Here is a 15,668-nt window from a genome sequence, read left to right as displayed (position 1 = left end):
TCTCCCTCACATGCTTTTATTTTTCGACGGCGCGGCGACCAGACGGCCGGCGGCGTCAAACACGAAGATATTGTCGGGATCGAGCACCGCATCGAGCAGATGTCCCGGCTCATATTCATGCACGCCCGGGAGCACGGCGACCCAGTTGGAGGCACCGCGATTAAGATGCACGAAGCTCTCCGAACCGGTGATCTCGGTCACGGTGACGGTGGCGTGAAACGCGTGACGGCCAGCGATGCCGTTGGCCACTTCGAGCTGATGGGCGCGGAAACCGACGCGATAAGGTCCATCGGCGAGCGACGCGTAGAGGCCGGTGGCCGGCGCCTGAATGCCGCTGGCATATTGCACGGAGCCGTTCTTCTTTTCGATGCCGACGATGTTGAGCGGCGGATCGGAGAACACCTGCGCCACTCGCAGCGTATCGGGCTGGCGATAGACGTTCGAGGTACCGCCCGCCTGCAAGACCTGGCCTTCCCACATGCAGACGGTGTTCCCGCCGAGCAGCAATGCCTCCGAAGGTTCGGTCGTCGCGTAGACGAAGATCGCGCCCGATGCCTCAAAGATGCGCGGCAGTTCGGCGCGCAACTCCTCGCGCAGCTTGTAATCGAGGTTGGCGAGCGGCTCATCAAGCAGCACCAGGTCGGCACCCTTGACCAGCGCACGCGCGATCGCGGTGCGCTGCTGCTGGCCGCCGGAGAGCTGCAGTGGCGTCCGCTTCAGATAAGGCTCGAGCCGCAGAAGCTTGGCGGCTTCTTGCACGCGCCGGTCGATCTCCTCGCGCGGCCTGCCTTGCACGCGCAACGGCGAGGCAATGTTCTCGTAGACCGTCAGCGACGGGTAGTTGATGAACTGCTGATAGACCATCGCAACCGAGCGCTGCCGCACGTCGGCGCCGGTGACGTCGCTGCCGTCGACTAGCACGCGGCCGGTTGTTGGCTTATCGAGGCCGGCCAGGAGCCGCATGATCGAGGTCTTGCCCGACAGCGTCGGGCCGAGCAGCACACTCAGCGTGCCGCGTTCGAGCGTCAGCGAGACATCGCGAATCGTCGGGATGCCGTCAACCGTTCGCGTGACATGTTCGAGCGTCACGCTCATGGCCGCCCTCCGGCTTCACGCAGCGGACGTTTATCCGAAGCGCGATGGGCTTTGATCCATTCGTCGAGCGCGGCGATTTCGTCGGCCGAGAGGCGCAGGCCGAGCTTGGACCTTCGCCACACGACGTCCTCCGCGGTATGGGCCCATTCATTCAACATCAGGTACTGGACTTCACTTTCGGTCAGGGTAGCGCCAAACGGCTGGCCAAGATCGGCCAATGATTTCGCATTGCCGAGCAATTTTGTCGCACGCGTGCCGTAGGCATGCGCGAGCCGGTTGGCATGCGCCGAGCTCAGGAACGGATATTTCCGCATCAATTCCGCCGTCAGTGCGGTGATCGCCGAAACATCCATGTCGCCGCCGGGCAGCGGAGCCTTGCCGGTCCAGCGTTCTTTCTCCTTTGCGCTGTGCAGATAGGGTGCGAGCCGCTCCAGCGCTTCTTCCGCCAGGCGCCGATAGGTCGTGATCTTGCCGCCATAGATCGACAATAGTGGCGCGCCGCCCGGCGTATCGAGTTCGAACACGTAATCGCGCGTCGCGGCCTTGGCTTCACTGGCGCCGTCGTCATAGAGCGGACGCACGCCGGAATAGGTCCAGACCACGTCCTTGGGCAGCACCGGCCTTTTCAGATACTCGCTGGCGGAGGCGCAGAGGTACTGGATCTCCTCGTCCGAGGCTTTCACCTCGGCCGGGTCGCCGTCGTAATCGCGATCGGTGGTGCCGATCAGGGTGAAGTCGTCCTGGTATGGAATGACGAAAATGATGCGGCCGTCGGCGTTCTGGAACATGTAGGCGCGGTCGTGCTCATAGAGCTTGCGCACCACGATGTGGGAGCCCTGGACCAGCCGCACCTTTGCCCGTGCGTTGACGCCCGAGCCGGAGGACAGCACCTGCTCGACCCATGGCCCGCCGGCGTTGACCAGTGTGCGGGCCTGGATGGTGGTCCGCGTCCCGCTGATCGTGTTCTCGACCGTGACGTGCCAGATGCCCTCGACCTGTCTGATCTCGACCGCGCGCGAGCGGGTATGGATTTCGGCGCCGCGATCGGCGGCGTCGCGTGCGGTAAGGACGACAAGACGCGCGTCATCGACGAAGCAATCGGAATATTCGAAACCGCGTTTGTAGCGGTTGGCGATCAATGGTTTGCCCACCTCGTCATGGATCAGATCCACCGAACGCGTCGGCGGCAGCAGATGACGGCCGCCGATATGGTCGTACAGGAACAACCCTAACCTGAGAAGCCATGCCGGACGCAAGCCCGAGTGGTGCGGCAAAACGAAACGCAGCGGACGGATGATGTGCGGCGCGATCTGCCAGAGTATTTCACGCTCGATCAGCGCCTCGCGGACCAGCCTGAACTCGTAATATTCGAGATAGCGCAGCCCGCCATGCACCAGTTTGGTCGACCAGGATGATGTCCCGCTCGCCAAGTCATTCATTTCGCAAAGGAAAACGGAGTTGCCCCGGCCCGCCGCATCGCGCGCGATGCCGCAGCCATTGATGCCGCCTCCGATAATGGCGAGGTCAAATACCCTGTCCAACGAAACGCATCCCCCGGGCGATCGCCTCTTCATTTCGGCGACTTCGCTTTCGGATGGGGAGTTAATCAGAACCAAAAACGAAAGCAAGTCGAAAGCGAAACGAAGGTTGGAACCGATTGGCAGGGCGGAATGCAAACGCAGAAGTTGCGAAAATCCATGCAGCAACTCTTGGACTCGCTGTGTCACACAGGCGCGATCAGGCTGCGGCAACCGCCTCGATTTCGAGAAGCCAAGCCTCGTCAAAAATCCCGGTTACGACAACCGTTAGCGCGGTTTCCCGATCGCCGAGAATTTCGTTTCGCACGGCGCGGTTGAGGGTCCTGTAGCGGCGATCAGAGAGATACGTTCGATGCATGACCAGATTGTCGAGGGTCATGCCGGCCGCCTTGAGCTGCGCCTCGACGTTACTCCAGGCAAGCCTGCACTGTGATTCAAAATCCTCGGGCACGTGGCCGTCAGCCGCGACCGGAATTTGGCCGCTGATGAAAAGCATGCGTGTGTAGCCGCTGACCTCAAGCGCCTGGCTATAGCCGGTCGTCGGTACGAGAGCTGTTTCGGCATTGATGCGTCGGATTTGCACTCGGTTCTCCTCCATTCCCAGACCTCATCTCGTGCATTGTCGCGCGCTTTTCACGCAAACGATTTTTCCTCGATGGTCGAGTTAGACTTTCTAATCTGCGCGCAATCAACCCGCATGAATGAATCCAGTGAGCTAGAGACTGCGCCCGCTCAACGGACGACGGACCTCCGAGGCCGCGGGTCACCATCTCAGCTTCAAGCTGGTGCGCAGGAGCTTTCAGTAATGCCGGGCGCCATCAGCCAGCAGATCAAACAACTTGAGCAGGTGTTGGGGTCCCGCTGTTTTTCTGAAACAAGGTTGCTGCTCGGCCCGCTCGCCCGATGCACGCTACTTGAGCTGCACCACGGTCGAAGCCGCTTCGTCACCGGGCTCGTCGACATCCGCCGCCGGCTTCTCCATTGCCTCAATCACCTCGATGCCGCGATGGCTGCAGATGCTGGCGAGGCCTGCCGGCAACGGCGCGTCGGTCACAAAGGTCTGGATTTGGCTGAGATGCGCGATGCGTACCGGCGCACTGCGCCGGAGTTTCGTCGAATCCGCGACCAGCATGACGCTGCGGGCGTTGGCGATGATTGCCTGCGCCGCCTGCACCTCGCGATAGTCGAAGTCCAGCAGAGCGCCCTCCTCATCGATCGCGGACGCGCCGATGATGGCGTAATCGACCTTGAACTGGCCGATCAGGCTGATCGCGGTCGAGCCAATCACGGCGCCGTCAGCGCGGCGCACCGCGCCACCGGCCACGATCACCTCGATACGCGGATGCCGGTAGAGCAGCATGGCGACGTTGAGATTGTTGGTGATGACGAGCAGGTCCTCATGCGAGGTCAGCGCACTCGCGACCTCTTCGGTCGTGGTGCCGATGTTGATGAACAGCGAGCAGCCGTTCGGAATCCGTGACGCCGCGGCGATCCCGATCGCCCGTTTCTCCTCCGCCGCAACGAAGCGCCGCGCTTCATAGGCGAGATTCTCGACGCCGGAGGCGATGATGGCGCCGCCATGGATGCGGGTCAGCGAGCGCTGGTCGCAAAGGTCATTGAGGTCCTTGCGAATGGTCTGCGCCGAGACCTCGAACCGCTTGGCGAGATCCTCCACCATCACCCGGCCAAAGGCGCGGGCGATATTGAGGATTTCGGTCTGGCGGTGGGACAGTCCGGCCACGGCTGGCACCCTTGCGGTATGGACTTGGGGCACAAAGTCGCCTTTATCGTGCGGCTGATTGGGGCCGCGGTCAACGAGGGAGATCGGCCGTCCGGCCGGCTGATGCCAGGAAACAACGAATCCTGGTTAAGGCAGCCGCCCCGAAGCCGAACGCGCGGCGCTCGACAAAGCAGTTTGTCGCTGCAACACTGAGGTCACAACCAGAAACGAATGGAGGAAACCATGAACATCGATCGGCGTCAGCTCGCCCTGCCCATGCTTGCACTCGGGCTCACACTTGCGCTCACGAGCGTCGTCCCCGTTTTTGCCGGTGCGGACGAGGATGCCATCGCGAAGAACGTCGAAGCTTTCCGTGCGGCGCAGGCGGCTGGCAACGCCGAGGGCATCGCCTCCCTCTGCGCGGATGAGCTGAGCTACAGCCACTCGAACGCCAAGGTCGATACCAAGGCGTCGCTGCTCGACGGCATCGCCAAGGCCAACTACAAATGGACCTCGCTCGAATACAAGGATCCCACGATCCGTGTTGTCGGCCCGACCGCCATCGTGCGCTTCAACTTCGTCGGCGAGCAGGAGTTTACCGACGGCAAGAAGACGCCGCAGAACCTGCACATCCTGATGAATTGGCAGAAACAGGGCTCGGACTGGAAACTGCTGTCGCGGGCGGCCACCAAGCTCTGAACTACCGGAAACCGGCGCTGGCCGTTATGCCGCCTGTGCCATCCCGCTGGCGAGCTGTCTCGCGGCCCGTTCGGCCTCGCGTGCATTACGAAATATCTGCCCTTCCAGCCGGTTGAAACGGTGCGAGGCGGCAAAGAACCGATAGCCGCCGCCGGGAGCGCGCACGATGATCCCTGCCGGCTGCGAGCCGACTTCAATGATGTAGGTATCGGACATGGCCCTGCCTTTGATTTCGTCGGGCTTCCAACGGGTTGCGCGGCAAATTGTTCCTGCCTCGTGGTTGCGCCATAAGGCCAAACTATGTCAAAGCTTGATCGCGGAACACGCTGGCGAATCGTTCAAATGGCTGGAGAACTGACATGATGCCGAAATTCGCGCTCTCGATGCTGGTTGCCCTTGCGGTTTGCGCGCCGTTCCAGGAGGCGGCGGCCCAGGAAAGCACACTCGGGGGCGCGCTGTTCGGCGGCGCGGCGGGCGCCATTGTCGGTGGCGCGCTCGGTGGCGGCCGGGGCGCGGCTGTCGGCGCGATCGTGGGCGCGACGACGGGGGCCGCGATCGGCGCCCAGGGCGAGCCGCGGCCGGGCGGTTATCGCTGGTATCAGGGCGGCTGCTACATGGAACAGCCCGAGGGCTGGGTTGCGGTTTCCCCGCGCTATTGCGGTGTACAGGCGCAATACGCGCCTCCGCCGCCCCGGTACTATGACGACACGCCGCGCTGCATGCGCTCGCCGAGCTATGACCCGCGCCGCGGCACGTTCATCGGCCGCGACGGCTACGAGCGCCCCTGCCCATAAGGTTCACAGCGTTTTCGAGCGAAGCATGCTCTCGGACTTACTCCGGGGGTGGATACCGGTTCGCATCAAGAAACCGCGTCAAACAAAAAACCTGGGGGTCCAGTTCTGATTCAATCAGAACCGGCACTAGGTCTTGATCACGCCGTCCGGGATGACCGGCTGCGGACGACCGTTGTCATCGATCGAGACGTAGGTGAAGTTGCCATCAGTCACCAGGATCGACTGCAACTCCTTGCGGCGCACGACCCATGCTTCGAGATGCACCGTGATCGAGGTGCGCCCGACCCGCACCAGATTGGCGTAGACCGACACGAGATCGCCGACATAGACGGCCTTGCGGAAATTCATCGCCTCGATTGCGACCGTCACCGTGCGCGACTTGGCGATCTTGGAGGCGAATACGCCGCCGCCGATATCCATCTGGCTCAAGAGCCAGCCGCCAAAAATGTCGCCGTTGGCGTTGGTATCGGCCGGCATCGCCAGCGTGCGGATGCAAAGGTCACCATGTGGCTCGGTCTCGGTGTTGACCGGCGCATGCAGGTGGATTTCGCTCACTTGAAATTCTCCCAGCCGGCATCCGGCGTAAACCGGCCGCCGAATTTGTCGGTCAGGGCATCCAGCGTCGAGACCACGTTCTCCACGCCGCGGGTTCGCGCATAGTTGAGCGGACCGCCGCGGAACGGCGCGTAGCCGGTGCCGAAGATCATGGCGCCGTCGACCACGTCGGCATTGTCGACGATTCCCTCGCGCAGGCACGCGACGCAGACATTCGACATCGGCAGGATCAGCCGGTCGATCATTTCCGCTGACGGCTCCGAGATCGCGGTCATGCCGCCGGTATCGGCCTTGCCGTCCTTCCAGATGTAGAAGCCCTTGCCGGTCTTGCGGCCGAGTTCGCCCTTGGCGACCTTCTCGCGCAACCAGGCTGGCGTTGACGGCAGCGCATCGCCGAATTTCGAGCGCAGCATGTCGCCGACGTCGAGGCAGATATCGAGGCCGACCTGGTCGGCCAGTTCGATCGGGCCCATCGGCATGCCAAACTTTTTCGCAGCGGCGTCAATGACCAGCTTGTCGATCTTCTCGTCCAGCATCAGCATCGCTTCGAGCATGTAGGGCGTCAGCGCGCGGTTGACGACGAAGCCGGGCGACGACTTCACCGGCAACGGCAGGCGGTCGATGGCGCCGACGAAGGCGAGCGCCTGCTTCAGGAGCTGCGCGTCCGTGCCGTCATGGTTGACGACCTCGACGAGCTGCAGCCGCGAGACCGGATTGAAGAAGTGGAGTCCCAGCAGCCGCTCGGGCTTCGAGAGGGTCGTGCGTAGATCCTGCAGCGGAATGCTCGACGTGTTGGTGGCGAGGATCGCGCCCGGCTTCATCTTCGGCTCAAGCCCGGCATAGACCTTCTGCTTCAGCTCCAGCTTTTCCGGCACCGCCTCGATGATGAGATCGGCATTCCGGACGCCTTCGGCCTGCATGTCCGGCATCAGCCGGTCCAGCGCATCGCGCACGGCGGTGCGCTTGCGCAGGATCTTGCCGTAGAGGTCGGCGGCGCGCTTGATCGCGCCGGCGATCGGCTCCGGCTTCATGTCGGCGAGCGTCACCCGCAGGTCCTGAGCGGCGCACCATGCGGCGATGTCGCCGCCCATCGCACCTGCACCGATGACGTGTACATGCTCGATCTTGTTGCCGCTGCCGGCCAGCTTCTTCATCTGCTCGCGCAGGAAGAACACGCGGATCAGGTTTTGCGCGGTCGGCGTCACCATCAGCCGCGCGAACGACGCCTTTTCGGCGTTGAGCATCGCGTGACGGTCGCCGCCGTGCTTTTCCCAGAGATCGATCAGCGCGTAAGGCGCGGGATAATGTTCCTCCCGCGCAGCCTTGGCGGCTTCGCTCCGCATCCGCCCGGCGAGGAAGCTCCTGACCGGGCCGAGGCTGGCAATATTGTTGAGCAGCCCGGGCCGCGCGCGCTGGAGACGTCCGGACACGGCATTTTTGACGGCATTGCGCACGTGGCGCTCCTGCGTCACGGCATCGACCAGCCCGAGCGATTTTGCGCGGCGCGCATCGATGGTCTTGCCGGTCAGCATCAGCGGCATCGCCTGCATCGGACTAACGAGCTGCGTGAAGCGCACGGTGCCGCCAAGACCGGGATGCAGGCCGAGCATCACCTCGGGGAAACCGAACCGCGCGTCCTCGATCGCAATCCGCATCTGGCAGGCCAGCGCCACTTCAAGCCCGCCGCCGAGGCAGAAGCCATGGATCACGGCGACGCTCGGAACCCGCAAGGCTTCGAGCCGATCGATCACGGTATGGGCGCGGCCGATCTCGATCTCCACCGCCGCCGCATCGGTCGCGCCGCGAAAGGCGTTGATGTCGGCACCGGCGATGAAGCCGGACTTCTTGGCGGAGCGGATGACGAGCCCTGTAGGGCGCTGGGTTTCCAATTCCGACAGCACCGTGTCGAGCTCTTCGATCAGGTCGGCCGAAAGCGTGTTGGCGCTGGTGCCTTCGCGGTCGAACAGAAGCCAGGCGACGCCGTCGCTGTCGCGGGTCAGCTTGAAGTTCTTATAGGGGTCTGTGGCACCCGGCGTGGGCCCGAGTTCGAGCACGCGATCGCCGAGAACATTCATAATCCGGCTATCCATGCTCACACCGTCTCTATCAGCATCGCGCCGCCCTGCCCGCCGCCGATACATTCGGTGGCGATGCCGCGCCTGGTGCCCAACCGTTTCATGGCGTTGACGAGGTGCAGCACGATGCGGTTGCCGCTGCAGCCGACGGGATGGCCAAGGCTGATCGCACCGCCGTCGACATTCAATTTGCTCTGGTCAAGTTCGCCGGCCGCGCCGTCGAGGCCGAGAATCTCCTTGCAGAATTTTTCGTCGTTCCAGGCGGCAAGGCAGCCGAGCACCTGTGTCGCAAAAGCCTCGTTCAATTCCCAGGTCTCGACATCGGAAAGCGTCAGCTCGTTTCGCTTGAGCAACTCCGTTGCCGACAGCACCGGTCCCAGCCCCATGATGCCGGGATCGAGCGCCGACCACTGGCTGTCGAGAATGACCGCCTTCGGCGCCAGACCGTGTTTGGCAACGGCTTCTTCGGAGGCGAGGATCACCCAGGACGCGCCGTCGGTGATCTGCGAGGAATTCCCCGCGGTGACCTTGCCCCAGGGGCGTTCGAACACCGGCTTCAGTTTTGCCAGCGACTCCGGCGTCGAATCCGGCCGCACGCCGTCGTCGTGATCGTAGAATTTGCCGTCGCGCGCGAACGCGGTCTCGACCTCGCCCTTGAGCCAGCCTTCGGACTGCGCTTTCGCCAGCCGCTTGTGGCTTTCGGCGGCATAGGCGTCCGACTGCGCGCGCGTGACGCCGAAGAGATGGCCGACCACCTCGGCGGTCTGGCCCATATTGAGTTCAGTGATGGGATCGGTCAGCCCGCGCTCCAGCCCGATGATCGGTTTGAAATAGCCGGGCTTTACCTTCAGCGCCGCCATGATCTTGGCGCCGATGCCTTTGGCGCCGGCGAGGCCGGCAAACCAGCGGACACCCTGTTGCGGCCAGACCAGCGGCGCATGGCTCAGCGCTTCGGCGCCGCCGGCCAGGATCAGATCGGAGACGCCCTCGCGGATATAGCGGTAAGCCGTATCGATCGACTGCATGCCGGAGCCGCAGTTTATCTGCATCGTGAAGGCGACCATCTTCTCGCCCATGCCGAGCCGCAGCGCCGCGACGCGGGCCGGATTCATCTCGTCGGCAATGACGTTGACGCAGCCGAGGATGACCTGATCGAAGGCTGTTGGCGCAAAAGGCTGCCGTGCCAGCAGCGGCCGGCCGCATTGCACCGCGAGATCGACCGGGGTGAACGGGCCTGGCCCGGAGCGCGCCTTCAGGAACGGTGTCCGGCTGCCGTCGACAATAAAGACCGGTCGCGCCATCAGCTTGCCGCCCTCTGCTCACCCAGTTCCTGGAAGAACTGATGCACGTCGGCGCCCCTCCTGTAAATCGGCGACAATGCTTCGGCTGCGAAATCGTCGACCTCGATCACTTTGGCAACGGCCTCATGCGCGGCCTGAAGCTTCTCGCCATCGGCTCGGGTGATGACACCCTTTTTCACCGCTTCCTTCCAGTCATGCAGGCGCGCGGCGCGCATCTGTTTTGCGACGTCCTCCGCTGCCGTGACCAGAAGGAACGCCTTCTCCAGGCGGGCAATGCCGCCATCATCGTCGACCGCGGATAGATCCGCGGTCAACCGGTCACGCGCCGCCGATGGCTCCAGAACGAGCTGCGCGCATTGATGCACGATGCGGTCGGACGGGCCGGTCACCTTGGCGCCAAACGGCTGGATCAGGAATTTCAGGATCACCGCCACGAACCGGTTCGGCAGATTGGCGAGGATTTCGGCAAAACGATTTTCGATGGTGCGGAAACCACTTGCCATGCACCATTCAAGCGCGGCGAAGTCTTCGCGCTGCCGCCCCTCGTCCTGCCAGCGCTTCAGTGCGGCCGACAACAGGTAGAGCTCCGACAGAATGTCGCCGAACCGGGCCGAGAGCATCTCCTTGCGCTTGAGCGCGCCGCCGAGTGTCAGCAGCGCCATGTCGGCGCAGAGCGCAAACGCCGAAGCGTAGCGCGAGAGCTGGCGGTAGAACCGCGTCGCCTCGCCCGCATCGGGCGCGGGCGCAAACAGTCCACCGGTCCAGCTTCTGCCCCAGGCGCGGAACATGGTCTTGAAGCTGTGACCAACATGCGCCCAGAACGCCTTATCGAACGCGTCCAGCCCTTTAGCGCGGTCGGCTTCACCCAGCGCATTCATTTCATCGAGCAGGAATGGATGCGCGCGGATCGCGCCTTGGCCGAACACAATGAGATTTCGCGTGAGGATGTTCGCACCCTCGACGGTGATGCCGACCGGCACCGCGCGATAGAGGCTGCCCATGTAATTCTGGGGACCGTCGATCACGGCCTTGCCGCCATGGATGTCCATGGCGTCGTCGATCACGGTCCGCATCCGCTCGGTGGCGTGCAGCTTCATGATGCCGGAAATGACGGCCGGATGGTGCCCCTGATTGAGCGCGGCGCACGTCAGCCGCCGTGCGGCATCGAGCAGGTAGGCGGTGCCGGCGATACGGGCGAGCGGCTCCTCGATGCCCTCGAACTTGCCGATGGAAATGCCGAACTGCTCGCGGATGCGGGCATAGGCGCCAGTGGTGCGCGCCGCATAGGCCGCGCCGGCGGCCGACAATGACGGCAGCGAGATGCCGCGGCCGGCGGCAAGCGCCGTCATCAGCATCTTCCAGCCCTCGCCCAGCCGCTCCTGTCCGCCGATGATGTAATCCATCGGGATGAAGACGTCGCGGCCCCAGTTCGGGCCGTTCTGGAACACCTGCATCGCGGGCAGATGCCTGCGTCCGATCTCGACGCCGGGCAGATGGGTCGGGATCAGGGCAACGGTGATGCCGAGCTCTTCCTGCTCGCCGACGAGATGATCGGGATCATAAGCCTTGAAGGCGAGACCGAGCAGCGTCGCGACCGGACCGAGCGTGATGTAGCGCTTGTGCCAGTTCAGCCGCAGGCCGATCACGTCGCGGCCCTCGAAATTGCCCCTGCAGATGATGCCGGTGTCGACCATCGAGGCGGCATCCGAGCCCGCTTCCGGACTGGTCAGGCCGAAGCAGGGAATATCGCGGCCATCGGCAAGGCGCGGCAGCCATTGTCGCTGCTGCTCCTTGGTGCCGAAACGCATCAGGAGTTCGCCGGGTCCCAGCGAGTTCGGCACCATCACGGTGACGGCAGCGGTCAGCGAGCGCGAGGAAAGCTTGCGCACCACTTCCGAATGCGCATAAGGCGAGAAACCAAGCCCGCCAAACTCCTTCGGGATGATCATGCCGAAGAACTTGTGTTGCTTGATGAAAGCCCATGCCTCCGGCGGCAGATCGCGCCATTCCCAATTGATCTTCCATTCGTCGAGCATGGCGCAAAGCTCATCGACAGGACCGTTCAGGAACGCTTTTTCCTCGTCGGTCAGTGCTGCCGGCGCCGTCGCCAGCAATTTCGACCAGTCCGGATTGCCGGTGAAGAGGTCGGCATCCCACCAGACGTCGCCCGCCTCCAGCGCCTCGCGCTCGGTATCGGACATCGCAGGCATTGCGCCGCGCGCAAAAGCGAAGAGCGGCTTGCTGATGAAATCGCGGCGGAAGCTCATGGCGACCTCCTCATGATCGGGCGCGGCGTCACGCCTCACCTGTGCCAAACGCGGGTTCATTGTAGCTGAAAAGCGCGGAATTCGGGGCAGTTCGCGCCGGAAAATGAAGCGAAATTGATAAACCAGGAGATAACGGCGGAGCTCCGAACCCGTTCCAGTAACCCTGCATTATCCAGCGCTGGAGACGGCGGACGTCAGGAGATAATCCTGCGGTGCCGCCGGTCCCAACCGGCGGGCGCGCTGGTCCGACGAATCACGCCTGTGGCGTCGTCGTTCGTTGGGGACGAACACCGCGAACACTTCCTTGACACGAACCGCAGGCGTCACGTCGCGGGTGAAGCGAAGCTCCGCGGTCGACCGGGTTTCCTCGACGCGAGGGGCGTAAAGCGCACTGTCATAGAGTGATCCATCAAACCGCAAACTGCTCTCATCGTCGGTGAGGTACGCGTTCGAGATAAACAGGAATACGAGCAGCGTCGAACCTACGACGGTAAAATATTTGAATATGGGCATGAGTATCCAAACCTTCCTTCTTGCGAAGAAGGCTGGACGGTCCGCAATGAAACTAGAGTTTAAGCGCGCCCAGCTTTTGTCGGAGCAGTTGGCTGGCGGTTGCCGATTTGTGACAAATTTTAATGAATCGCTTCGGCGTCATTGCACGGCTCGCTAAGCGAGAGCGCTGCATCCATTCTGACATCAGCCGCTGCGGTCTGACGGATTCCGGGTCTGCGCCCAAGCGGGCGCATCCCGGAATGACGTAGAGAGAAGCAGCGCCTCAGCCGGGCCCCGCGCCTTGCGTGGCGGTGTACACGGCGTAAAGCGACTGGCTCGCGGCCATGAACAGGCGGTTACGCTTGGGGCCTCCAAAGGCGACGTTGCCGCACACCTCAGGCAGACGGATACGGCCGAGCAGCTTGCCCTCCGGCGACCACACCGTCACGCCGCTATAGCCGACCGCACGGCCTGCATTGCTCGAAGACCAGAGATTACCATTGACGTCGCAGCGCAAGCCGTCCGGTCCGCATTTCACGCCATCGATCACGCAATCGGTGAAGCGCTTGTGGCCGGTGAGCTTGTTGTCGGTCCCGACGTCGAACACAAAGATATCGCCCTTGCCGCCCGGACCGGTATCGCCCGGCCCCTTCCCGGTGGAGGCGACATACAGCTTCTTGTAGTCGGGCGAGAAGCAGAGGCCGTTGGGATCGGGCACCTGCTCTTCCGTCACTACGAGATCGACACGGCCGGAGGGATCGATGCGATAGCAGCTGGTCGGCAATTCGCGCCTGCCCGGCACGAAGCCGGCGGGCTGGCCGATCCGCGGATTGAGCTTGCCGGCGGAATTGCTCGGGCCACCGGCAACATCAGGCTCGCCCTCATAGAGCATGCCGCCATAGGGCGGATCGGTGAACCAGTAGCTGCCGTCCGGGTGCGCGACGACGTCGTTCGGCGAGTTCAGCCGCTTGCCATTGTAGGAGTCGGCCAGCACAGTGGCGGTGCCGTCATGCTCATAGCGTACCACGCGGCGGGTGAGATGTTCGCAGGAGAGCTGTCGTCCCTGGAAGTCGAACGAGTTGCCGTTCGAGTTATTGGACGGCGTGCGGAAGACGCTGACGCGACCGTCGTCCTCCGACCATCGCATCTGCCTGTTGTTGGGGATGTCGCTCCACAGGAGATAGCGCCCCTGCGAGCTCCAGGCCGGGCCTTCCGCCCACAACAGGCCGGTATAAAGCCGCTTGATCGCGGTGTTGGGTTGGGCGAGGTCGTTGAAGGACGGATCGACGGCGATGATGTCGGGGTCCCAGAAATAGGTGGTCGGTGCGCCGCGCGGACTGAAATCGCGCGGCGGACTGGTCACTGTGGACGGCGGCGCCACTGGACCGGTCTGGGCGAGCCCGCCGCTGACCCCCGCGACGGTTGCGCCGGCCGCGACCGCAAGACCCTGGACAAGGGTTCGTCGTGAAATCGCGAGTTCCGGATCGCGCTGCTGTTCTGGATCGCGCCGCTCCTGGCGTGTCATCGCTTCCTCCCAATATGTTCGCCGGCCGTTGATCCGGCCTGGCAACCTAAGGTTAACCAAGTCCACACCTGGTTACGAGAGCTGCTTTCTGTTCAAGCTCCCGGGCCCAAGCTTGCAGTCGAAAATGGCATTACCTCGTCCAACCCATAACTGACGAGAGGATCCGCCATGATGGCGGTTGGGACGATTGCCCACGTAGCGGCAGAGTGGGCGGCATGCTACTCGTTCATGAGTTCGCCGAGTTCTCCGGCAATCCGCGTGTCCATGGGCAAGGTTAAACAATGAGAACATTCACTCAAGCGTCATTGCGTTGCACCGCGGCATCGTACGCCGCCCGGCTGTTCGCTGCGGCTCTCTCTCTGGCGATCTCGACCGACATGGCAGCCGCCAATCAGGCGGTCGACATCCGCGCTCCTTCTCCGAGCAAGCTCGAGCGTATCACCGAATTTTTCAACAATGAGGTGGCGACGGGGAAGCTGCCCGGCGCAGTCGTATTGATCCAGCAACACGGCAAGCCGGTCTACCTGAAATGCTTCGGCGTCCAGGATGTCGCGACCAAGGCGCCGATGACATCAGATACGATCTTTGCGCTGCACTCGATGACAAAGCCGATCACCAGCGTTGCGGCGATGATGTTGATCGACGCGGGCAAGCTCTCGCTCGCCGACTCCGCCTCCAAGTTTCTTCCGGCGTTTGCGGACGCGAAGGTGGTTGTCGGCTCTGAAATTCTTGACGGCAAGAACGTCCTAACGCTGGTCCCGGCAGATCGGCCGGTGACCATTATGGATCTGTTGCGTCATACGTCAGGCATCACGTACGATTATATCGGCGGCCAGCTGATCATGAAGGCCTATAAGGATTCTGGCCTTTTCGACGGCAAGTACGACAACAAGGTGTTTGCAGAACGCATTGCCAGATTGCCTCTGGCAAGACAGCCCGGCACGCTTTGGCGATACGGCCATTCCACCGACGTGATCGGCCGCATCATCGAGATCGTATCCGGACAGACGCTCTATCAGTTCGAGAAGCAGCACATCTTCGACCCGCTCGGCATGGCCAGCACCAAATATGTGCTCGAAGGCGCCGACGAACGCGCACGCATGGCGGAGCCGCTGCCCAGCGATACCATCCTGAAGGCTGCGGAGGCTGAACGGCGGGCTCATCCGGAATGGGAGTCCGGCGGCGGCGGGCTGGTCTCGACGCTGAACGACTATGCCCGTTTTGCCCAGATGATCCTCAATGGCGGGCAGTTCGACGGCAAACGCTATCTTAGCCCGGCAGCCTTCAAGGCGATGACCTCAGATCATGTCGGGCCGGGTTCCGGCGTTGCGCGGGATTATTTCTATTTTCCCGGCGACGGCTTCGGCTACGGGTATGGCCTTGCGGTGCGCACCGATCCGGGCAACGCCGTACCGCCGCCGCCGGGCTCGATCGGCGAGCTCAAATGGGACAGCGGCAGCGGCACCTATTTCGGTGTCGATCCGAAGCTGGACATGATCTACATCCTGCTGGAGCAGACCCAGAACGAACGCGGACGCATCACACCCGCGTTCAAGAAGCTGGTTTACGACGCGTTTGCCACAGACCAATGATCTGGTAGCAACCGC

General features: G+C 62.9%; 13 protein-coding genes and 1 pseudogene. 3 read left to right on the top strand and 11 right to left on the bottom strand.

Annotated elements, in window-relative coordinates; genetic code table 11:
• Window positions 1-6: 6 nt before the first annotated feature.
• The 4 genes from HCN50_RS14170 to HCN50_RS14155 form a co-directional block, all read right to left on the bottom strand.
• The gene (locus tag HCN50_RS14170) at window positions 7-1,095 is read right to left on the bottom strand and encodes an ABC transporter ATP-binding protein (protein WP_171710277.1); all 1,089 of its coding nucleotides are present in this window, start codon (window positions 1,093-1,095) and stop codon (window positions 7-9) included.
• Window positions 1,092-2,669 (bottom strand): glycerol-3-phosphate dehydrogenase, encoded by a 1,578-nt coding sequence (gene glpD, locus HCN50_RS14165; protein ID WP_171710276.1) that lies wholly within the window; start codon window positions 2,667-2,669, stop codon window positions 1,092-1,094. The genes HCN50_RS14170 and glpD overlap by 4 nt, the downstream gene beginning before the upstream one ends.
• Window positions 2,670-2,832: 163 nt before the next feature.
• Entirely contained in the window at window positions 2,833-3,216 is a 384-nt protein-coding gene (locus HCN50_RS14160; protein WP_311968045.1) for a RidA family protein, read from the bottom strand.
• 327 nt (window positions 3,217-3,543) lie between these two features.
• Window positions 3,544-4,374, bottom strand: coding sequence for a DeoR/GlpR family DNA-binding transcription regulator (locus tag HCN50_RS14155; protein ID WP_171710274.1), 831 nt, complete (start codon window positions 4,372-4,374; stop codon window positions 3,544-3,546).
• A gap of 222 nt (window positions 4,375-4,596) precedes the next feature.
• Between HCN50_RS14155 and HCN50_RS14150 the strand changes: the two genes are divergently transcribed.
• Window positions 4,597-5,052 (top strand): nuclear transport factor 2 family protein, encoded by a 456-nt coding sequence (locus HCN50_RS14150; protein WP_171710273.1) that lies wholly within the window; start codon window positions 4,597-4,599, stop codon window positions 5,050-5,052.
• 24 nt (window positions 5,053-5,076) lie between these two features.
• On the opposite strand, the gene HCN50_RS14145 is transcribed toward HCN50_RS14150, so the two are convergent.
• Window positions 5,077-5,268, bottom strand: a complete 192-nt coding sequence (locus HCN50_RS14145; RefSeq protein ID WP_171710272.1) for a hypothetical protein — start codon at window positions 5,266-5,268, stop codon at window positions 5,077-5,079.
• Between the two features lie 143 nt (window positions 5,269-5,411).
• Here HCN50_RS14145 and HCN50_RS14140 point away from each other — a divergent pair.
• Window positions 5,412-5,711: pseudogene (locus HCN50_RS14140) on the top strand (YMGG-like glycine zipper-containing protein); the annotation flags it as partial.
• A gap of 261 nt (window positions 5,712-5,972) precedes the next feature.
• Here the strand turns inward: HCN50_RS14140 and HCN50_RS14135 are convergent.
• From HCN50_RS14135 to HCN50_RS14110, 6 genes are all read right to left on the bottom strand, one after another.
• Entirely contained in the window at window positions 5,973-6,323 is a 351-nt protein-coding gene (locus HCN50_RS14135; protein WP_235977008.1) for an acyl-CoA thioesterase, read from the bottom strand.
• A gap of 74 nt (window positions 6,324-6,397) precedes the next feature.
• Entirely contained in the window at window positions 6,398-8,491 is a 2,094-nt protein-coding gene (locus HCN50_RS14130; RefSeq protein ID WP_171710269.1) for a 3-hydroxyacyl-CoA dehydrogenase NAD-binding domain-containing protein, read from the bottom strand.
• Window positions 8,492-8,493: 2 nt separating this feature from the next.
• Complete coding sequence (locus HCN50_RS14125; RefSeq protein WP_171710268.1) at window positions 8,494-9,777, bottom strand: acetyl-CoA C-acetyltransferase; 1,284 nt, start codon at window positions 9,775-9,777, stop codon at window positions 8,494-8,496.
• Entirely contained in the window at window positions 9,777-12,044 is a 2,268-nt protein-coding gene (locus HCN50_RS14120; protein ID WP_171710267.1) for an acyl-CoA dehydrogenase, read from the bottom strand. Before HCN50_RS14120 ends, HCN50_RS14125 begins: the two co-directional genes overlap by 1 nt.
• Window positions 12,045-12,212: 168 nt before the next feature.
• Window positions 12,213-12,557: a hypothetical protein gene (locus HCN50_RS14115; RefSeq protein ID WP_210264920.1), complete on the bottom strand. Its 345-nt coding sequence runs from the start codon at window positions 12,555-12,557 to the stop codon at window positions 12,213-12,215.
• A gap of 262 nt (window positions 12,558-12,819) precedes the next feature.
• Window positions 12,820-14,061: an SMP-30/gluconolactonase/LRE family protein gene (locus HCN50_RS14110; protein WP_171710266.1), complete on the bottom strand. Its 1,242-nt coding sequence runs from the start codon at window positions 14,059-14,061 to the stop codon at window positions 12,820-12,822.
• Window positions 14,062-14,438: 377 nt separating this feature from the next.
• On the opposite strand from HCN50_RS14110, the gene HCN50_RS14105 reads away from it, so the two are divergent.
• Window positions 14,439-15,653, top strand: coding sequence for a serine hydrolase domain-containing protein (locus HCN50_RS14105; RefSeq protein WP_171710658.1), 1,215 nt, complete (start codon window positions 14,439-14,441; stop codon window positions 15,651-15,653).
• Window positions 15,654-15,668 lie beyond the last annotated feature (15 nt).

The sequence above is a fragment of the Bradyrhizobium archetypum genome (assembly GCF_013114835.1).
Classification (GTDB): Bacteria; Pseudomonadota; Alphaproteobacteria; order Rhizobiales; family Xanthobacteraceae; genus Bradyrhizobium; species Bradyrhizobium archetypum.
Note: the sequence above shows the minus strand (reverse complement) of the source record. Positions and strands in the feature narration are given on the sequence as shown.